Origin of the sequence: Arthrobacter sp. 24S4-2 (genome assembly GCF_005280255.1) — a bacterium.
GTDB lineage: Bacteria > Actinomycetota > Actinomycetes > Actinomycetales > Micrococcaceae > Arthrobacter.
The window spans coordinates 2,225,211-2,246,077 of sequence record NZ_CP040018.1 but is presented as its reverse complement, the minus strand read 5'-3'; the positions used below and the strand labels follow the sequence as shown (position 1 = coordinate 2,246,077).

General features: G+C 66.4%; 13 protein-coding genes and 1 pseudogene. 6 read left to right on the top strand and 8 right to left on the bottom strand.

From position 1 onward, the window contains the following. Positions 1 to 666: 666 nt before the first annotated feature. Positions 667 to 1,771 (bottom strand): annotated as a pseudogene (locus FCN77_RS10220) (IS3 family transposase). A 147-nt stretch (positions 1,772 to 1,918) separates the two neighbouring features. On the opposite strand from FCN77_RS10220, the gene FCN77_RS10215 reads away from it, so the two are divergent. Further along, positions 1,919 to 2,437: a DUF4192 family protein gene (locus tag FCN77_RS10215; protein WP_137322188.1), complete on the top strand. Its 519-nt coding sequence runs from the start codon at positions 1,919 to 1,921 to the stop codon at positions 2,435 to 2,437. A gap of 1,164 nt (positions 2,438 to 3,601) precedes the next feature. Here FCN77_RS10215 and FCN77_RS10210 read toward each other — a convergent pair. The 6 genes from FCN77_RS10210 to FCN77_RS10185 form a co-directional block, all read right to left on the bottom strand. Then, the gene (locus tag FCN77_RS10210) at positions 3,602 to 4,942 is read right to left on the bottom strand and encodes an MFS transporter (protein ID WP_137322187.1); all 1,341 of its coding nucleotides are present in this window, start codon (positions 4,940 to 4,942) and stop codon (positions 3,602 to 3,604) included. Between the two features lie 34 nt (positions 4,943 to 4,976). Then, on the bottom strand, positions 4,977 to 6,203 hold the full coding sequence (locus FCN77_RS10205) for a M20 family metallopeptidase (RefSeq protein ID WP_254678925.1): 1,227 nt from the start codon (positions 6,201 to 6,203) through the stop codon (positions 4,977 to 4,979). Between the two features lie 149 nt (positions 6,204 to 6,352). Continuing rightward, positions 6,353 to 7,168, bottom strand: coding sequence for an ABC transporter ATP-binding protein (locus tag FCN77_RS10200; protein WP_137322185.1), 816 nt, complete (start codon positions 7,166 to 7,168; stop codon positions 6,353 to 6,355). Beyond that, positions 7,165 to 8,859 (bottom strand): dipeptide/oligopeptide/nickel ABC transporter permease/ATP-binding protein, encoded by a 1,695-nt coding sequence (locus tag FCN77_RS10195; RefSeq protein WP_137322184.1) that lies wholly within the window; start codon positions 8,857 to 8,859, stop codon positions 7,165 to 7,167. Before FCN77_RS10195 ends, FCN77_RS10200 begins: the two co-directional genes overlap by 4 nt. Then, positions 8,849 to 9,880 carry an ABC transporter permease gene (locus FCN77_RS10190; RefSeq protein ID WP_137322183.1) on the bottom strand — a complete coding sequence of 344 codons (1,032 nt, stop codon included), beginning with the start codon at positions 9,878 to 9,880 and terminating at the stop codon, positions 8,849 to 8,851. The genes FCN77_RS10195 and FCN77_RS10190 overlap by 11 nt, the downstream gene beginning before the upstream one ends. Before the next feature lie 14 nt (positions 9,881 to 9,894). Beyond that, positions 9,895 to 11,511 (bottom strand): ABC transporter substrate-binding protein, encoded by a 1,617-nt coding sequence (locus FCN77_RS10185; protein WP_137322182.1) that lies wholly within the window; start codon positions 11,509 to 11,511, stop codon positions 9,895 to 9,897. 277 nt (positions 11,512 to 11,788) lie between these two features. Here FCN77_RS10185 and FCN77_RS10180 point away from each other — a divergent pair, with 277 nt between their 5' ends. Beyond that, complete coding sequence (locus FCN77_RS10180) at positions 11,789 to 13,372, top strand: amidohydrolase (RefSeq protein WP_137322181.1); 1,584 nt, start codon at positions 11,789 to 11,791, stop codon at positions 13,370 to 13,372. Between the two features lie 27 nt (positions 13,373 to 13,399). Here FCN77_RS10180 and FCN77_RS10175 read toward each other — a convergent pair whose 3' ends face one another. Beyond that, positions 13,400 to 14,734: an MFS transporter gene (locus FCN77_RS10175; protein WP_137322180.1), complete on the bottom strand. Its 1,335-nt coding sequence runs from the start codon at positions 14,732 to 14,734 to the stop codon at positions 13,400 to 13,402. 139 nt (positions 14,735 to 14,873) lie between these two features. Between FCN77_RS10175 and FCN77_RS10170 the strand changes: the two genes are divergently transcribed. The 4 genes from FCN77_RS10170 to FCN77_RS10155 all read left to right on the top strand — a co-directional run bounded on the left by FCN77_RS10170 (position 14,874) and on the right by FCN77_RS10155 (position 20,846). Next, complete coding sequence (locus FCN77_RS10170) at positions 14,874 to 15,800, top strand: LysR family transcriptional regulator (protein ID WP_175417207.1); 927 nt, start codon at positions 14,874 to 14,876, stop codon at positions 15,798 to 15,800. A gap of 102 nt (positions 15,801 to 15,902) precedes the next feature. Then, positions 15,903 to 17,576, top strand: coding sequence for an amidohydrolase (locus FCN77_RS10165; protein WP_137322178.1), 1,674 nt, complete (start codon positions 15,903 to 15,905; stop codon positions 17,574 to 17,576). 148 nt (positions 17,577 to 17,724) lie between these two features. Continuing rightward, positions 17,725 to 19,443 (top strand): thiamine pyrophosphate-dependent enzyme, encoded by a 1,719-nt coding sequence (locus FCN77_RS10160; protein WP_254678924.1) that lies wholly within the window; start codon positions 17,725 to 17,727, stop codon positions 19,441 to 19,443. 29 nt (positions 19,444 to 19,472) lie between these two features. Continuing rightward, entirely contained in the window at positions 19,473 to 20,846 is a 1,374-nt protein-coding gene (locus tag FCN77_RS10155) for an NAD-dependent succinate-semialdehyde dehydrogenase (protein ID WP_137322177.1), read from the top strand. Positions 20,847 to 20,867 lie beyond the last annotated feature (21 nt).

The window sequence follows — 20,867 nt, the reverse complement described above, 5'->3', positions numbered from 1 at the left end:
GCGTTTTAAGAACCCGGCCGACTACTGACCCGCGCTCCTAGGGCCGCGATTGACATGCTGCTTGAACGCAGTTTTCCAGCCTCATCTAACTTGGAGCATAAAGGCCCCAGGTCCGCGTTACAAAGCAGAGGACGCAGACTTCCTGGTTTCCAGCGCCCTTGATCATGTCCGCCACACACTCTGCGGGCGCCTCAAACCCGCTCTGGAAGGCGTCGACCAGCCAGAGCCGGAATCAAACTCCTCGGTAGCATCGCAAGGTGCTTGCCGCGGACGTCGAGACCAAGTGGCGTCATGCCGCCCCACTCCCCCACCTCCATGAACCACCAGAAGCAACTTCGCTGTTTGTCATCCTGATCGTCCATCATCGCTGGGCGGGCCCTCCACACAACCAGGGCGCTACGCGCCGCTTACGACCCAAAATTTTGTTCGGCGCTCCTTTGTCGCTTATTTCCTCGCGAAATTCCGGATCGTTCCCGGTTCCCCAAGTTGCACTCCGGCCCCTCAAACCCAGCGGTGACTCCGTTTATCAGAACGACGCACAAATCTGACAGACACATCCGGTGCCCGCCAGTCGCTGAAGGAGAAGGAACATGGAACCACTCACCATCAAAACCCCAGCCGATGTCCTCAGTTTGGGACTGCCCCGGCTTTTGTTGACTCGGGGTCTTAGGCCGCTGTGAGCGCGGTCCGGTTGATTGTTTCATATTCGATGGGCGTGAGTTTTCCCAGCCGTCTTTGCCGTCGCCGGCGGTGGTAGGTCCGTTCGATCCAGGTCGTGATCGCCAGCCGGAGTTCCTGGCGTGTGAGCCACCGGTGACGGTCCAGGACGTTCTTCTGCAGCAGCGAGAAGAACGACTCCATTGCAGCGTTGTCCGCGCACGCACCCACCCTGCCCATCGAGCCGGTTAGCCCGTGGCGCCGGAGCGATTCAACGAACCGGCGGGACCGGAACTGGGATCCTCGATCCGAGTGCACCACCGTTCCTGCCGGACGGCGTGCCCGCACGGCGTTCTCCAGCGCAGCGACCGCCAGCGAGGACTTCATTCGCGAGTCCATCGAGTACCCGACGATCCTGCCGGAATAGACGTCCTTGATCGCGCAGAGGTAGAGCTTCCCTTCGCCGGTGGGGTGCTCGGTGATGTCCGTCAGCCACAGTTCGTTCGGTGCCGCGGCGGTGAAGTCCCGCTCCACCAGGTCATCGTGGACCGGTGGTCCCGGCTTCCGGTTCAAACCTCGCTTCTTGGAAAACACCGACCAGATCCGGTGGTCCCTGCACAGACGCTGGACCCTGTTCTCGCCCGCCGTAATACCCTTCTCAGGGAGTTCGTCGGCGATGAACCGTAGCCGAAGGCAGGATCGTCAACGTGAATGTCCAGGGCGGCGTTGACCAGGTGCGCATCCGCCCACTCCCGTTCCGTCACCGGGCTGGCTCTCCACCGGTAATAGCCTTGCTTGCTGAATTCCAACACCCTGCAGGTCACCGCCACGGGGACACCGTCGGCGGCAAGATCCGTGACCAGCGGGTAGATCATTTTGGGTTGATGTCCCTGGCCAAATAGGCAGCAGCCCGGCGCAGAATCTCATTCTCCTGCTCCAACAAGCGGTTACGCTTCTTCAGCTCCCGCATCTCGGCCGACTCAGCCGCAGCCGGCCCGGCCCCGGAATCTTTACGTTCGGCGATGGCAATCCAGCGCTTTAACGTCGTGACCGAAAGCCCGAAATCCTTGGCAATCTGCGCCAGCGGCGCCTCGCCCTTACGGGCCACATCAATAACATCCTGGCGGAACTCCGCACCATAAGCCTAGGCATGGTCAACATCCTTCCACGAGCACCAGCTCGCTAGGTCAAGGAGTCAACAAAACCGGGGGCAGTCCCTTTCGTTGGGCACACGCTCGGTTTTTGGCCGCACGAGAGCCTCGTGTGCATCACCCTGGATGCCAACCGCGTGGGGGCAACGCTCAGGGTTGACCTCCCCAACCGGGAGGGCGGGGTCAGGTACGCCCCCACCGTCGCCGACTATCTCGCCCATGACACGAGCGCCGCGAGCGTGCTCTTCGCCGTGTACACCTCCGAGCCCCAGAAACCCGGGCACCCCAAACCACACGCCGCTACCATCGCAGCACTGACATGTGCACTGGCAGAGCGCGGAATGACCATCCGTGATGGGCTCCTCGTCGGAGACGACACCGTTTCACCGTACGACGGCGATCCCCGCGACGGCCTGACACTGCCGCTGACGGCGACCCAGTCCAGCCAGATCAACGCCGAATTCGTCTACCGCGGTAGCACCATCGAACCGACAAACCGCATCACCCTGCCAGCCTCAAGGAAAGAAACCCGAACCGCGGACGCCATGATGATCGGCTCTGGAATCGTTGCCGGCTGGAACATGGACAAGGACCCGGCCGTCCGGCCCTGGGGCCTCGAAGCGTCCTAGTCCGCAGTCATGGGGATACGGCGGCAGACGACGACGGTTCGTTTCGGAGCCAGTCGAACACCGCGGCGTCCCACCGGTACGCATCGGCATTCCACTCCTGCGTGTGCTCCGCGGAGGGATAGGCCAGCAACGCAGCCCTAAACCAGCCGATGCAGCATATTGGACCGGACCTTGGCCAACAGCGCACCGCTTCCGGTCGACAACGGGTCCATCGATCAGCAGCCTTAGATCTGCGAATTGCGTGGCACGCCGGTGCATTTCGTGGTAGTCATGTCGTTACTGAGGCCAAAGTGCATGAAGCTATGTCAGCGGAAATCAGCCAAACTGGGGCCCCCCAATGAGCCAGCGAATCACTGAGAGATGGTGTGGACACTGTCCACACGCCTTTGGCCGGACCAACGCATGCCGCAGCGGTCACCGAGGCGCCCAACAGACTCGAACAAGAAGAGATATCTCGAAGAAAACTCGTCCTAGTCATGCCGTCAGTACAACCCCAGCCCATGAATAGGTGATAGACCAACTGGCCACCACAGCGATCTCGAGAGGAGGTCCGAAGGACCCCAGAATTCAGCAGGCGGAGGGCCCACGAGCCAAGAACCTGAACCCGCCTCCCACATAACCGAATAGGTCACCGCGGCGCCAGGCAGAGTCCGCGGCCAGTGTCAGGACCCGCAGTGGGACAATGTCCACACATTAACGCAAAAACTCCCCTGACGAGGGAAAACACTGTGCCCGAGGTGGGACTCGAACCGGGTTCCTGCCCTTGAATTTACGCCACTCCCCCGAAAACCTCTGCAATCCGGCCGAGTCCGCCACCAGTACGACCCGATCCGAAGCCCAGGGTGTGCACATTGTGCACACCCTGATTCTTCTGCCTTTTGTTGCCGGTCAGAAGCCTGCCCTGACCCTGATGACAGGCAAGACGGTGAGGCCTTGTCTAGCTCCGACCGGGCCCGTCTGCATACCAGGAGGGCAGTGCCGGGCCGTCTACCATGTTCGGCGTCCCCTCGCGCCAACCACCGGATCAGCCCTCCCGATCGGACGCACCCCCTTGGGGTGCCGTTGCCGATGACCACTCGTAACGCTCTTCGGCCACCAGCATCATTCCCTAGCCGCCCTTGGCCCGCAACGACGGAACCACCAAAGGGTTTCCGGATGCTGAGGCTACTGCGTCAGGTCGTTGCCTCTGGTTTCCGGCAACTTCCACGCCACCACGGTGGAGATGATCAACAGTGCCACCACATAGATCGTGAAGGCCGAGGGCCCGAAGGCTGCGTTGGACCAGCTCTGAAGGTACGGTGCAGTACCGCCGAAGATGGCCACGGCTACCGCGTAGGGGACGGCCACGCCCACAGTGCGGATCCGGGTGGGGAACATTTCGGCGAACACAGCCGGGGTTACGGCGAGGGTGGCGCCCATCAGCACCAGGATGAGGGTTGCCGGGAGGAACAGGGACCAGAAGCTCTGGCCCACGGTGTTGACCAGCAGCGGGAACAGCAGGACGGGCGCGCCGGTGCCGATCATCATGCTGGCGCGGCGGCCGAAGCGGTCTGAGAACATGCCCCAGAAAGGCAGCGAGATGATGAGGACCACGTTACTGAGGACGCTTGCCAGCAGCGCAGTTCCCTGGTCCATCTTGTGGATCAGGACGGCCTGCTGGACTGCGCTGACGGACCACACGTAATAGCAGACGGTGGCGCCGATGCCCAGCCCGATGACCCGGAGGGCCGATCGCCAGTTCCGGCGGATTTCGGGCCAGATGGGCGGGCGGGTCGTGGCCTTGGCGGCCGTGAACGCTTCGGTTTCCTTCATCCGGGACCGTGCGATAAGGGTGTAGAGGCCCAGCACGGCGCCTATGATGAACGGGACGCGCCAGCCCCAGGCCTGCATGTCCTGCTTGCTCAGCAGCAGGTTGAGGAGGTAGCCGAAAAGCAGGCCGATCACGATGCCGGAGGTCCCGGAAACGTAGATCAGCGAGGACCACAGGCCGCGGCGCGCGGCGGGCGCCGACTCCGCGATGTACGTCTGGGCGGACGGCATCTCGCCGCCGTGCGCCAGGCCCTGCAGCAGGCGGGCGGTCAGGAGCACCACCGCGGCCCACGCTCCTGCGGCACTGTATGTGGGAACCAGGCCGATCATCAGGGAACCGATGGATGCCAGGCCCACCGTGGAGATCATAGAGGCGCGGCGGCCCAGGTGGTCCGCCAGCCAGCCGAACACGAAACCGCCCACCGGCCGGGCGACGAATCCGACGGCGAACACGGCCATCGCTCCCAGGAGCGCGGCCAGCGGGTCCTTGGGGTTGAACACCTCGGTGGCAAAGTAGATGGCGAAGGCTGAGTAAATTCCCCAGTCGTACCATTCCAGGGCGTTGCCCATACCGGTGGCGAGAAGGGTCTGCCGCTGCTCTTTCGTTGCTTTGGTGGGCGCGACGGTGGCGGGGTTCGGGTGGGCCGAAACCTCGGCCACCTGATCGTGGGCGCGGGTAGCTGAATCGTGGGTCATGGTGTTTCCTTGGGTGGGAGCCGGGAGGGCCGGGTCAGGCGGCGGCGAGCTGGGCGAGCCGCGCTAGGGCGAGCTGGGTGTACAGCGCGGTTCCGTCCACCAGCACGCTGTCATCGAACGTGGCGCGGGGTGAATGGTTGAAGGCTGCGTCCGGGCCGCCGCCAAGCGGGGTGGCGTCCAGGCAGATGAAGCTGCCCGGTACCCGGGCCAGAACGTCGGCGAAGTCCTCGGACCCGCCTAGCGGGGCGGGCAGGCTATGGTGGCGTTCGGCGCCGAAGAGCTCATGGATCTGCTCGGCGGCGAAGGCGGTGTGGGCCGCGTCAGTGACAGTGACGCGTCCGCCCACGTGGTAGTTGATGTCCACGTCGAGTCCGTGGGCTGATGCGATGCCCTTGAGCAGGCGCGGGATGGCCGACTGCATCTTGGTGCGGGCTTCGTCCGAGTACATCCGCAAGCTGGCACCGAATTCGGCGGTGTCCGGGATGACGTTGATGGCTTCACCCGCCTTGACCATGCCCACGGAAACCACCACGGGGTCGTGGGCGTTGAACTGTCGCGTGACCATGTGCTGGAGGCCCAGGATCATTTCGGCCATCACCGGGACGGGATCCTTTGCCTGGTGCGGCGCCGAGCCGTGCCCGCCCCGGCCGATGACCTTGACGAAGACTGCGTCCGCGGCGGACATCATCACTCCGGCCTTGGTTTCGAACCGGCCGGTGTTGCCGCCGGCGCTGAAAACGTGCAGCCCGTAGGCCGCGTCGGCCTGGCGGCCGGACAACTCGAGAATGCCTTCTTCGATCATCATTGGGGCCCCGGCCAGCTGTTCCTCCGCCGGCTGGAACATCAGGACTACGTCGCCAGCCAGCTGGTGCCGCCGCTCGGCCAGCAGCCGCGCGGCGCCCACCAGCATGGAGGTGTGCAGGTCGTGGCCGCAGGCGTGCATCCGGTTCGGCGTCTCGGACGCGAAGTCGACGCCGGTTTCCTCCTGCAGCGGTAAAGCATCCATGTCGGCGCGGAGCAGGACAGTGGGGCGGTCGACGGCGGACGGGTCACCGGCGGTGCCGCGCAGGACGGCGCCCACTGAGGTGAGGCCCTTGCCCAGCGTGATTTCCAGCGGCAGGTCGGACAGTGCCGCCAGCACTTTCTCCTGGGTGCGGGGCAGTTCCAGGCCCAGTTCGGGGTGGCGGTGGAGGTCGTGGCGCAACTGCACGATGTCGCCGTGGAGTTCGCGGGCGTCTTCAAGTATTCGGGCGACGGACACGGGGTGTTCCCTTCGGATGAACGGGTTGTCCACTAAAAAGTGGTTTTGGCTTCCTTCGAGTATGTGAGCTGGGCTACCTGCCGTCCATGACCTATATTGCAGGAATTGCATGCCGTTCCGGCATGGAGCGGCCCGGGCGGGGAGGAATGTCAGTCCAGTGTGAATTCCGGCGACCCGGGAACGGACGCCAGGAGCTTTCGCGTGTACTCGTGCTGCGGGTCGCGGTACACGGCGTCGATGGTGCCCTGCTCCACGATGCGGCCCTGGAACATCACCACCACGTCGTCACAGACCTCCTGCACCACGGCCAGGTTGTGCGAGATGAACAGCATGGCGCTGTCCACGGTGCCGCGCATTCCTTGCAGCAGCCGGATGATGTCCGCCTGGACGGACACGTCCAGTGCCGACGTGATCTCGTCGGCAATTACCAGCTTTGGCTCCAGCATCAGCGCGCGTGCGATCGCGATCCGTTGCCGCTGGCCGCCGGAGAACTCGTGCGGGTATTTGTCCGCCGCGGACGGGTCCAGCTTGACGCGCTGCAGTGCCGCGGCGATGGCGCCCCGGTGCCTGACGGGGTCTGCTCCCCGCGGGTCCAGGGCCTCGGCCAGTGTCTGTCCCGTGGTGCGCCGCGGGCTGAGCGAGGAGTACGGGTCCTGCGGAATGTACTGGACCTCCCTGCGCATCTGCTGCCGGGCTTTGCCGTGCACCGTGGTGAAGTCCTTGTTGCCGATGAGCACTTCGCCACTGGTGGGCCGGTTGATCCCCACCAGGGTCTTGCCCAGCGTGGACTTCCCGGATCCCGACTCGCCCACCAGGCCAACCACCCGGCCTGACGGAACGGCCAGGGTGACGTGCTTCAGGACATGGGCGGAGCCAAAGCTGACGTTCAACTGCCGTACCGCAGCGGCGAATGTGCCTGTGGCGGCCGCGGCCTCGGTGACGGCAAGGTTGGTTTGTGGATTCATGGTGTGTCAGCTCCTGCGGGGACCGGCGTGCGGCCGAGATCCAGGACGGGGATCGCGGCCAGCAGCGCCTTGGTGTAGGGGTGGTGGACATTCCGTGCGGCCAGCTGTTCGGACGTCAGCCGTTCCACGATCTCGCCGGACTTCATCACCAGGATGGTGTCGCAGAGCGCCTCCACCACGCCAAGGTCATGCGAGATGAACAGCATCGCTGTTCCCTGCTCGCGGTGGATGCGCCGGAACTGGCGCAGGACTTCCGCCTGCACGGTGACGTCCAGCGCCGTCGTCGGCTCATCCGCCACGATCAGCTGGGGTGAGGTGACGATGGATGCGGCGATCATGGCCCGTTGGCGCATGCCGCCGGAGAGCTCGTGCGGGTGCTGGCGGAGCCGCTTGGCCGGCTCGGTGATGTTGACGGCAGCGAGCGCCTCTGTGATCATCTTCCGGGCCTTGGCGCCACCCATGCCCAGATGTGTGCGCAGGACCTCGGTCAGCTGGGACCCCATGCGCAGGGACGGGTTGAATGTGGTGCCGGGGTCCTGGTAGACGATGCTGATTTCCTTGGCCAGCCGCGACTGGTTGGGTTCGGCCAGCATGTTCATGTCGGCCACGCGAAGCAGATGCGCCTCGACGGCGAGGTCCTCCGAAGGCAGGCCGGCAATGGCCATGGCGGTGAGTGACTTTCCGGAGCCGGACTCCCCCACCAGCGCCACCACCTCGCCGGGGTGGATGGCGAAGGAGACGCCCTTCACCAGTTCATGGCGGCCCGGGATGCTGATGCGCAGGTTCTCCACCCGCACCAGCGCTGTGTCCGCTGCCGGGACGCTCACGGTGCGGTTCCGCTGCAGGACCCGGCGGAAGAACCGTCGCTTGGCCCTGGGGTCGGCATGGGCGGCCAGGGCGTCGCCGATCAGCATGACTGACAGGCCGGTCAGCGCGATCATGATTGACGGGCCAACGGCCTCCACCGGCTGCGTGTACAGCGCGCCGAGGCTGTCGTTGAGGAGCCGGCCGAAGTCATACTCTGGGGACTGCACACCGAGCCCAATGAAGGACAGTGCGGAGATCTCCACCAGGGAAAGGGCGAACACGGTGGCTGAGAGGATCAGCAGCGGCTCGGCCATGTTCGGCAGCATGTGCCGTATGGCGATGCGGACCGGGCTGACGCCCAGGAGCCGGGCCGTGACCACGTACTCGCTGCCGGACACGGAGGAGGCCAGGTTGGCCGTGATCCGGGCGAAGCCGGGAATCCCGGCGATCCCGATCGCAATGACCGCCGACGAAACTCCAGGTTCCAACACTGCGGCGATCACCAGGGCGAAGATCAGGCTGGGGTAGGCCACTGCGGTTTCCAGGACGCGCAGGGCAACCTCCCGGACACGCCGGCCGGACAGCCAGATGACCAGGCCAATCACGACGCCCGCGAGCACCGTGATCGCTGCCGCCCCGGACGTCATGAGCAGGGTCAGCCGGGTGGCCACCAGTGCGCGCGCCAGCAGGTCGCGGCCGAAGTCGTCGGTGCCCAGCCAGTGCGCGGCACTGGGTCCCTGGGCTGCGTTGGGGGTGAGCTGCTCGGCTGCCTGTTTCAGGGTCAGCGGGGCAATGACGGCAATGAGGATCAGGGCGATCATCAGCACGGTGCCGGTCACTATGGCCGGAGTCCAGAATTCCCGGCTCCTAAACCTAGACGTCATAGGTGGTTCCTCCGAGGTTGCGGGGGTCGATGATGGCCAGAATCAGGTCCACCAGGATGATGATGAGGGTGGCCAGCAGCCCGAGGACCAGGATGATGCCCCGGATCACGGGGTAGTCGCGCTGCAGGATCGCGTTGACGATTCCCTGCCCCAGTCCGGGCCAGGCGAACACGGTTTCGATCACCACGGCGCCGCCCAGCTGGGCGGCCAGGATCAGGCCCGAAAGGGTCAGCGTGGTGGTCACCAGGTTGGGCAGGACGTAGCGTGCGTTGGTCCGCAGCACGCTGAGCCGCCAGCCGTGCGCCGTGCGGATGTAGTCCTTCTCCAGTACCGCCGCTGTTTCGCGCCGCACGATCCGGGAGATCACGCACGCAGGCCCCAGCATCAGGGCCGCGGTGGGCAACACCAGCGAGTTCAGGGTTGCCGCACCGGCTGCAGGGAACCAGCGAAGGGTCACGGCGAAGACCACCACCAGCAGGGTGGCCACCACATATTGGGGAACGGAGTAGATCAGGCTGGTGACGAAGTTGAAGCCTGCGTCCAGCCATCTGTTCCGGCCGCCGCGGGTCAGGATGGCCACCGCCATTCCCAGCGGCACGGCAATGGCCAGCACCAGCACAATGGCCAGGAGTGCGATCTCCGCGGTGAACGGGAACCGCGTGAAGATCAGGGCAGATACGCTTTCGCCGCTGATAAACGAGGCTCCCATGTCCAGGCGCAGGACGCCTGAGGCGTAGTTCAGGAACTGCGTGAGCAGGGGCAGGTCGAGGCCCAGCTCTGCCCGAACGGCGGCGATCTGGGCGGGGTTGGCGCCTTCACCGGCGGCGATGACGGCCGGGTCCCCGGGGATCAGCGGGACAATCAGGAACGTCACCGTCACCAGGACGGCGAAGGAGAGCAGCAGCCCGCCGAGCCGGCGCAGCGAGAATCCCACCCATCGGTGGCGGAGGTAGCGGCTCCCCGCACTCCCGGCACCTGCGCCGGGAGTGCGGGAAGCTTCAGCAATGCTTGGAGCAGTCATGGCTGGTAACCGGGCTACTTCGTGATCCGCATGGTGCTCTCGTCCGGCTGGCCATTCATGGTGTGCATGGCGAAGCCGGAACGGATGGTCACCTGGGAGGGCAGGCTAGCCAGCGGGATCACATGGGCCTCGCTGATCATGAGCTTCTGGGCTTCCTGGTAGGTCCCGCAACGCTCGGTGTCATCTGTCTGGGTCATGGCCTTGGACACGAGGTCCAGGACGGGCTGGTTCTCCAGGCCGCCCCAGTTAAGGCCGCCCTTTTCCACCGGAGTTCCGATGACTGTGGAGAGCGCCCCGTACATGGTGCCGCCGGCGTTGATGCCGCCCATCACGGTGATGTCCCAGGTGTCCAGCTTCTGGGTCAGGTCAGTGCTCCAGGTGGCCAGGTCCACGTTGCGCAGTTCAATGTCGGCACCGGCGGACCGGAGTGCCTCGGCGACGTAGGTGTTGGCGGCGCCGTTGGGGCCGAAGACCTGTGCCCCCACCATGCGGATCTTGACGCCGGTCAGGGTGGCCTTCGCCGCGGCGGGGTCTGACTTGATGAGCAGTCCAGCGTCCTTGTTGGAGCACGGCACGCCCGGGTGGGCGAAGGACGAGTAGAGCTCGCCGAGGCCACCGGAGGTCGCCTGGTTGAAGGCCGTGGAATCCAAGGCCTGGGCAACGGCCCTACGCAGCGCCGGGTCGGTGAAGGGGTGGCCGGGGCGCTCGTTGAACATCATGTACAGGCTGCCCTGCGGAATCACTTGAGTGCTGAAGTCCTTGTTGCCGTCGAAACGGGTGGCGTCCTTGCCTCGGATGGTGGCAAGGTCCTTGGTGCCGGTGAGGAGTTCGTTGGACACAGCGCTGGCGTTGGCGTTGACGCTGGCCTCGATGGTCCTGGCCGGGGTACCCGAGATTTCGGTCTGGTATTCAGGCCAGGCCTTGTAGTCCTCACGGAGCGTGAACGTGTAGGCCACGCCGTGCTGCTTTTTGGTCAGGGTGTACGGCCCGGAGAACGCCCCGGGGATGTCCCCCGCGGTCAGCGCCTTGGGGTCTTTGAGGCCGGCAGGGCAGACGATGCCGGTGGCGTGCAGGCTCAGGCCCTGAAGGAGGTCAGTCCACGGCTGCGCCAGCTTCACGGTGACGGTACCGGCGGCGTCATCGGCCGTGACGATCGCGGGCCCCTCGCCCAGGACGAGCGGACGGAAGCTGGATTTGCTGTCCGGGGACGCGAACACCTTGAGCGATTCCGCTACCACGCCTGCGGTGATGGGCGTACCGTCCGAGCAGGTGGCACCGCTTCGGATCGTGAACGTGCCCTGCGTAGGGGTGATGTCCCACTTGGTGGCGAGGTCCGGCACGATCTTGTTGTTCTCGTCGCGGCGTACCAATGTGGAGAACAGGAGGCGGTTGATGCCGTAGTCGTCGGCGTTGCGGACCTCTACCGGAGCAAAACTGGTGGGGTCGGCGTTGACCACGGTCCGGATGGTGTCGGTGGAAGCCTGCCCGGCGGCGGTGGAACCGGTAGGAGCGCTGCCCGTGGTGCAGCCGGTGGCGGCGACGGCGATGGCCACGGCAGCGGCGGCCAACGGTGCGAGCCTGCGGCCGCGCCGGGCCGCAGTGCCTGCGGTGGGCGGGAAAGTCTGAATCACGAGGGGTCCTTAGATTGGTCCGATGCGAGCGCAGGAGCCGCGGTGTGAGGCGGCGGCGGACACCTGCAGAATCGAGTATGTGACCGGCATCTCAGAACGTCTAAGACTCATTATTTACAGATGCCATGCCGTCCGGGCATGGAGCGCGGGATTCCGCGGCCCCAGCGGGACCAAGGCTTCGATGCGGGCGGGACCAGCGCCAAGGGCGCCGGGATATGACTCGTTTGTTGCGGACCCGGTGGCGGGAAAGCGCCCGCGGCACCCTTACCCTGTTCCGGTGACCCCCACCCTCTTTGCCAATGCGATCTTCCATACCCTCAACCCGGCCCAGCCCTGCGCCGAAGCCCTGCTGGTGGCGGACGGCGTCATCCTGGCAGCCGGCCCGGCGGCCGAACTCCGTGCCCACGCACCCGCGGGAACCAACACCGTGGACCTGGGCAACGCCGTCGTGATTCCTGGTATGACCGACGCCCACATCCACACCGCCAGCCTGGCCCGGTCCATGCACGAGGTGGATCTGCGGGGCGCGGGCAGCCTGGCCGAAGCACTGGCCGGCGTCAGCGCCGTTCTGCCGCGCTACCGGGCAGGCGAGTGGATCCTGGGCGGTTGGTGGGATTTCAACAAATGGCAGGTTCCGGTGCAGCCGGACAGGACCAGCCTGGACGCGGTCTGCCCGGGCAATCCTGTGTCCCTCACCAGCGCTGACGGCCACACGGTCTGGGCCAACTCGCAGGCATTGCAACTGCTGGGCATCACCCGGGACACACCCCACCCGGCGGGCGGGGAAATAGTCCGCGACGCCGCCCGTGAGGCAACCGGGATCCTGCGGGAAAGCGCCGTCTACCCGGTGCGGAAACTGGCGGCGTCGGGGGTCTCCGGAAACCTTCCGGAACAGCTGAAGGAGGCGCAGCGGTACCTGCTGTCCTTGGGCATCACCGGCGTCCACGATATCGACGGCGCTGATGCCTTGGCCGCCTACCGAACCCTGCGCGAGGAGGAAGGGCTGGCCCTGCGCGTCCACAAGTTGCTGCCCCAGGACGACCTTGAGGCCTCGATCGAGGCCGGCGTCCGGACCGGCCAAGGAGACAGCTGGATCCGGCACGGCGCCGTGAAGATCTTTGCCGACGGCGCGGCGGGATCACACACGTGCCACATGAGCCATCCCTTTCCGGGCGGCACCGGCCACGGGGTGGAGGTGACGGCCTATCCTGAGCTGCTGGCGCTGGCCAGCCAGGCGGCGGAGGCAGGCATCGCCGTCGCGGTCCATGCCATTGGCGACCGCGCCAACACCCTGGTCCTGGACGCCTTGGCCGCGATTCGGGATACCACCAGGCGGAACGGCCTGCGGCACCGGATTGAGCATGTGCAGTTTCTGCAGCCCGCGGATGTCCTGCGGGTGGCGGAACTGGGTGTGGTGGCGTCCATGCAGCCGCAGCACTGCCCCAGCGATCTGCCCATTCTGGGCATGGTTGAGGGCCGGGGCCTGGCGTCCTACGCCTGGCGGAGCCTGCTCGATGCCGGGGCCACGGTGGCCTTCGGCTCCGACTCCCCCGTGGAGGTCCCCAACCCGTTCCACGGCCTGCATGCCGCCATGACGCGGACCACCGCGGCCGGGGAGCCCGACGGCGGCTGGGAACCGCAGGAGCGCATCTCACTGGCGGAGGCGTTGCACGCGTACTGCGCGGCCCCGGCGCTTGCCTCCGGCGAGGAGTCGCTCAAGGGCACTCTGGCCCCCGGAACGCTCGCCGACTTCGCGGTGCTCGGAACGGATATTTTCACAGCTGACCCCGCCGGGGTCAGGGACACCAAGGTCCACATGACCGTCACCGGCGGGGCTGTGCGATACCGGCGGGACGCCTGAGCTGGGCGCCTGACCGGGATGCCCGGGCTAGGCGGCCCGCACCTTTGAGGTGGCGATGGCGCCGCCCAGCGAGATCAGGCCGATGACCACCAGGAGCGAAGCGGGTCCCCACGACGCATTGCCGGAGAAGGTGAGGAAGACCGTGGCCAGCGCCGGCATGAACCCGGCCACGACGGCAGACAGGTTGGCGGACAGCCCCATGCCGGTGTACTTGACCTCCGCCGGGAAGAGCCTGTCGATCAGGGCGCCGATGATGGCGTACGTGATGGCGCAGGGGCCGAAGGCCAGCACCATGGCCAGGACGATCAGTCCCGGATCCCGGCTGTCCACGAGCCAGAAGATGGGGAAGGCCAAGGAAATGAAGATCGAGTAGCCAATGATGCCCACCCGTGCCGCGCCGAAGCGGTCGGCCAGGCGGCCGGCCAGCACGGTCATGACCATCTGGGCCACGGCGCCGACGGTCATGGCCGTGAGGATCACGGTTGACGGCAGGCCCAGGACCCGGGTGACGTAGCTGATCATGAACGTGGTGAGGATGAAGAAGCCGGCGTTGCCCACCAGGTACGTGCACACGCCGATGGCCAGCTTCGCCTTGTACTGGCGGAACAGTTCGACCACCGGGACCTTCTTGGTTCCGTCACTGGCTTTGAGTTCCTGGAACTCCGGCGTCTCCGCCACGTTCCAGCGGAGCCAGAGCGCCACGGCCACCAGGACAATCGAGGCAATGAACGGCAGCCGCCAGCCCCAGGCCATGAAGTCGTCTTTGGGCAGCAGGGCCACCAGCGTGATGGCTCCGGTGGAGAGCAGGGTGCCCACCGGTGATCCCAGCTGGACCAGCGCCGCGTACAGCCCTCGGCGTTTCGCCGGGGCGTACTCAATGGCCATCAGGGTGGCTCCGCCCCACTCGCCGCCGGTGGCAACGCCCTGGACCGCACGCAGGAGAGTCAGCAGAACGGGGGCAACGACGCCAGCCGTTCCGTAGGTGGGCAGCAGCCCCATAAGCGTGGAGGCGGCTCCCATGATCATCACAGTGGCCACCAGGGCGCCGCGCCGGCCGTACTTGTCACCGACGTGCCCGAAGATCAGAGCACCGATGGGGCGGGCGATGAACGCTGCGCTGAAGCTCAAGAACGCGGAGACGGTGGAGGCCACGGGATCGCCGCTGGGGAAGAACAGCGGCGCAAAGACGATCGCTGCGGTGGTTCCGAAGAGGAAGAAGTCGTACCACTCCAGCGCGGTGCCGATGAAGGCGGCAGCCACCACCTTGCCGGGGCTGGACGGTGCCGCTGCAGGGACGGGCGGCGCCGGGGTGGGCGGCGCTGCAGGCGGTGTGTTCGCTGCTCGGGATGGGAGATGTGTCATGGGAGGTCCTCAAATGGCGGTGCAATGTCGATGGGCTGAGAGCGCGGACGGCTCTGCCCATGAAACGTACTGTGAGGCGTTGCATACCCGCCAATACTTCTTCTTGCATTTAGGTATACCCAAAGAGCATGCTGTTGCCATGAACCTTCGCCGCCTGCAGTACTTCCTTGCCGTCGTGGACGCCGGCACCGTGACCGCCGCCGCCGAACGGATCCACATCGCACAGCCCGCGCTCAGCCGGCAAATCAAGACCCTGGAAAACGAGCTCAAGCTACGCCTGTTCGAGGCGCAGGGCAACAAGCTGGCGCTTACCCCCGCCGGCCGTGCGTTCATTCCCGCCGCCCGCCGCCTCATGCTGGAGACCCAGGGCCTCGAAGCTGCCGCGGATGCCCTGCGGACCGGACGGGTGGCCACCCTGGTTGCCGCGGCCACGGCCGCTTCCGTCCGCGGCTTCCTGGCGCCATACATCGCCACAACGGGGCCCGACGATCCGCTCATCATCACCCAGGAAACTAGCCACTTCGCCATAGCCGAGGCGCTGCTTCACGGCTGCGATTTTGCCGTCTCGCCCGCACCACCAGAGCCAGGCCTGGCCACCATGGCGTTGGGCAGCATCCCCCTGAGCGCCTACGTCGCGGCGGAACACGAATGGGCCCTCGACGGCGTCACCGAACTCCCGCTATCGGTCCTGTCCGGTCAGCACGCCATCCTCCCCTCGCACCAGAGCGTCAGCCGCTACATCCTGGACGACGCACTGAACCAGGCGCATCTGAGCTTCCGCGAGGTGTCCGAATGCGATGACGGGCAGACCATCATGGCACTGGCGGCAGCCGGACACGGCGTCGGGGTCACCACCGACCTGCCCGCCTACGGCACCCACCGAATCCGGATCCTGGCAGGCACGGAAGCGCAGCCCGGCCCGGCCCTTCGACTTCCCCTGCACGCCGCCTGGATCCCGGGCCATTTCGCGGAGGACACCATCCGGGCGGTGGCCCGACGGATCCGCAACTTCCTCCAGCGGCAGGGTGCCGTTATCCCTGACGCGAAGATTACTGATCATGCCTGATGAGCATGAGCAATCAACCAAATAAACATTAGACAGCATGAGTCCCCGCTTCCGATACTTGATGGATCGCAATGATGCATCCACACACATCGGGAGAACTGCATGCTCTTGGACACGCTGTACACCAATGGATCGTTCTACACCCAGGACGTCCGGCGTCCGCAGGCGCGCAGCGTGGGCGTCCACAACGGGCGCATCATCAGCCTCGACGACGACCTGCCCGCATCACTCTTCCGCGACGTGTTCGACCTGGCGGGCACCGCCGTAGTCCCAGGTTTCAACGATGCCCACTGCCACCTGAGCTATGTGGGCCAGGCACTGGTCCAGGCCGACCTCCGCCCCGCAGTGTGCGCCACCATGGACGAACTGCTGGCCGCCGTGGACCGCGCCTGCCTCGCGGCGCCGGAAGGGGCATGGGTCCAGGGTGCCGGATACGACCAGAACCACCTGGGCAACCGGCACCCCACGGCGGAGCAGCTCGACGCTGTCAGCCATGGCCATCCGGTGTGGCTTATGCACAACTCGCGGCACATGGGGGTGGCCAATACGGCAGCCTTCGAGCGGGCCGGCTATGCCGGCCGCAGCAATGTCACCACGCCTGACGGCGGGGCCGCACCTGCCGGCGCGGACGGCAGGGCCATCGGGCTGCTTCAGGAGACCGCACGGGCACTGGTCATGGATGCCATTCCGGGGCCCGGAGTGGAGGATGTGGCCGAGATGGTGGGCGCGGGCAGCGCCGCCCTGCTGGAACTTGGCGTCACCAGCATCACCGAGCCCGGCCTTGGGGCCCCGCAGCACATCGGCCACACCCTGTCCGATATTGCCGGCTACCAGGCCGCGCGCGATGCCGGGAAGCTCGGCGTGCGCGCCACGGTAATGCCCTATCTGACCACTCTGCACGGGTTGGGCGACGCCGAGCAGGACGGCCACAACGGCGCGGTTTCCCGAATGGGCTTGGACCTGGGCATGCGCTCCGGCTTCGGCGACGAATGGCTCCGGCTAGGTCCGGCCAAGATCCTGTCCGATGGTTCGCTGATCGGCCGCAGCGCGTTTATGTGCTGCGACTACCAGCACGCGGCCGGCGAGCCGGCCGGCAACCGCGGGCTCCTGCAGTTCCCGGCCCAGGAACTGCGCCGCCGCGTCATCGGCGCGCACCGGGCGGGCTGGCAGGTGGCGACCCACGCCATCGGCGATGCAGCGCTGGATGTGGTGCTGGACATCTTCGAGGAAGCCCAGCAGCTCTACCCCCGTCCGGACGCGCGCCACCGGGTGGAACACGTCAACGTCGCCGGCGATGACCAAATCAAACGGCTGGCATCCCTGGGTCTGATCCCCGTCCCGCAGGGCCGCTTCATCAGCGAACTCGGTGACGGGGCAGCAAGGGCACTGGGACCGGAGCGGACGCGTCTTGCCTACCGGGTGAAGTCCCTGCTCGACGCCGGGATCGAGATCCCTGCCAGCAGCGATGCGCCCGTAGTGTCCGGCGATCCGCTCCTGAACATCCACGATCTGGTGAACCGGCGTACGTCCTCGGGTGCCGACTTCGGACCGGAGGAACGCATCAGCGTGGCCCAGGCCGTGCGCGCCTACACCGTGGGCAGCGCGCATGCAGTGCACGAGGACCACTACAAAGGCTCGCTGGCACCGGGCATGCTGGCCGACTTCGTGGCCCTGACCGAGGACATTTACGAGGTTCCCGCCAATGCCCTCCGCGACGTTCGCGTGGCGGCCACCGTGGTGGGCGGCGAACTGGTGCACGGCAGCTTTCCGGATTAGGCGGCCTTCACGGTCACCCGGGCGGCCACGCGCGGCTGCGCCGCAGCGGTGACTGCCGCCGTCGTTATTCATGCTCTTTGGTTATCTATTTTCAACTTTATATGTATTAGACAGCATGAACTTGGCTGCCAATACTTGAGGAAACCCCTTGGCGCCGGCACTGCAGCCGGCCGCCACCGACGGCCAGATCCTGGCCACTCTGTTGAGGAGCACTACTTTGAAGACGACAACCCACGCCGGCCAAGCGATCGTTGACTCACTGGTCCTGCACGGGGTCAACCGCGTATTCGCAGTCCCCGGCGAAAGCTACCTCGCCGTGCTCGACGGGCTCCACGGAGCGGACATCGAGACCATAGTGTGCCGCCAGGAAGGCGGCGCAGCCTACATGGCCGAAGCCCACGGCAAGTTCACGGGCGAGCCCGGCGTGGCCATGGTGACCCGCGGGCCGGGCGCCGCAAATGCCTTCGTTGCCATCCACGCCGCCTGGCAGGACGCCACACCCATGGTCCTGTTCGTGGGCCTGATCCCCGTGGCAGACCGCGAGCGTGAGTCCTTCCAGGAGTTCGATCCGAAGGCATGGTTCGGCACCCAGGCCAAACGCGTCCTGGTCCTCGACGAAGCCTCGCGGGCCTCGGAAGTGGTTGCCGAAGCATTCTTCGCCGCCAAGTCAGGGCGCCCCGGTCCCGTGATCGTGGGCCTGCCGGAAGACGTCATCACCCACGAGTTCACCGGTGGCCTGCACGCGCCCATGGCCGTGGCCGAAGGGGCAGTGTCCGCGGCTGAGCTGGACTTGGTCCGCACCGCCCTGGCGGGTGCAGAAAAGCCCGCCCTCTTTGTGGGCGGCCAGCGCTGGACCCCCGCCGCCGCTGCAGCAGTCACCAGCTTCGCCGAGGCCAACGGCATCCCGGTCATCCAGGACTGGCGCGCCTCGGACCGGATCCCGTTCGATTCCGAGGTGTTCGTCGGCGCCCTGGGCTACGGCCGCACCGCGGAGACCGCCCGGATCTTTGCCGAGGCCGATGTGCTGCTGGCCATTGGCGCGGTGCCCACCGACGTTCCCACCGACGGCTATACCCTGCGGCAGTCACTGGGCGCCACGAACATCGTGGTCAACATCGACAGTTCCCTGCGGGGACGCTCCGGCGCCGTGACGGCCCACATTCTGGCAAGCCCGGTGGCCTTCGCCGCGGCCGTCAAGGACCTGCGGCTTGGCAAGGCCGCCGAGTGGGACTCCTGGCGTGCCGCCGGCCGGTCCGCGCAGGCTGCGTTCAGCGAACTCCCGGACGTGTCAGCCCTGCCGGCAACCCGTGAAGGCACCGGCCACATGAGCGCCGTGGTGTCCGAACTGGTCCGGCGCCTGCCGCAGGACGCCGTATACAGCTTCGGCGCAGGCAACCACTGCGCCTGGGCACAGCGGTACCTGCCCACGAACGTGTTCCCGTCGCAACTGAGCATGCGCAACGGTTCCATGGGCTACAGCGTGCCGGCGGCAGTGGCCGCGTCACTGCAAAGCCCGGAGCGCCTGGCCGTGGCCATCGCCGGCGACGGGGAATTCCTGATGAACGGCCAGGAGTTCGCCACGGCAGTGCAGTACGGCGCCGCGATGCTCATCATCGTGATGGACAACGGCCAGTACGGCACCATCCGGGACCACCAGGAACACCATTTCCCGGGCCGCGTCAGCGGCACCCAGCTGGCCAACCCCGACTTCGCGGCCTACGCCCGCGCCTTCGGCGGCCACGGCGAAACGGTGACCAGCGACGACCAGGCCGCGATCGCCGTCGAACGTTCCCTGAAAGCTGTCCAGGACCAGCGCATCCCGGCCATCATCCACGTCATCGCCGACCCTGCGATAGCCCTCCCCTAACCGATCCAACCCGACTGAAGGAGCACATCATGAGCCTCTATGCCGTCACCAACCCGGCCACCGGGGAGACCGTCAAGGCCTACCCCACCGCCACCGACGAGCAGATCAACGCCGCAGTAACCACCGCCAACGCCGCCTTCAAGGCCTGGAACCGCACGGCACTGGCGGACCGGGTGAAGCTGCTGGGCCGCGTGGCCGAGCTGTACACCGAGCGCCGCGACGAGCTTGCCGCGATCATTACCCGCGAGATGGGCAAACCCGCCTTCCAGGCACAGATCGAGGTGGACATCGTGGCGTCCATCTACCGGTACTACGCCGAAAACGGCCCGGCCTTCCTCGAGGACGAGGAGCTGGAGGTCGCGGCCGGCGGCACGGCAATCGTCCGCAAGGACGGCCTGGGCGTGCTGCTGGGGATCATGCCGTGGAACTTCCCGTACTACCAGGTGGCCCGGTTCGCCGCGCCCAACCTGATGAACGGGAACACCATCCTGCTCAAGCACGCCCCGCAGTGCCCGGAATCCGCGCTGGCCATGGAACAGATCTTCCGCGACGCTGGCGCGCCCGACGGTGCGTACCTGAACATCTTCGCCACGAACGGGCAGGTGGCGGACATCATCGCCGACCCGCGCGTGCAGGGTGTCTCGCTGACGGGTTCCGAGCGCGCTGGATCGGCCGTCGCGGAGATCGCCGGCCGGAACCTCAAGAAGGTGGTCCTCGAACTCGGCGGCTCGGACCCGTTCCTGGTGCTGGACTCCGCGGACCTTGACCAGGCGGCCACGCACGCCCTGTTCGGCCGCTTCGGCAACACCGGCCAGGCCTGCAACGCGGCCAAACGGATCATCGTGGCGGACGCTGTGTATGACCGGTTCGTGGAGAAATTCATAGGAGCTGTGACCTCCGTGAAGGTGGGTGACCCCACCGAGGCGGACACGTTCATGGGGCCGCTGGCCTCTGCCGCCGCGTTGGACGGGCTGGCAGAGCAGGTGGACGACGCCGTCGCCAAGGGCGCCAGCGTGCTCACCGGCGGCGGCCGGCTGGATCAGCCGGGATCCTGGTTCCAGCCGACGATCCTGGCCGGGGTCACCGAGGACATGCGCGCCTTCTACGAGGAGCTGTTCGGCCCGGTGGCGGTGCTGTACCGGGTTTCCTCCGAGGACGAGGCCGTGGAGCTGGCCAACAACTCCGTCTACGGGCTGGGCGCCGTGATCCAGTCCACCGACCCGGAGAAGGCCGCGGAGATCGCAGACCGCCTGGATGCCGGCATGGTGTACATCAACCACGCCCCCGGCACCGCTGCCGAGCTGCCTTTTGGCGGCATCAAGCGCTCCGGCGTGGGCCGCGAACTGGGCAAGTACGGCATGGACGAGTTCGTGAACCGGAAACTGATCCGCACGGCGAAGTAGGTGGCGGGAATCCCCGATGAA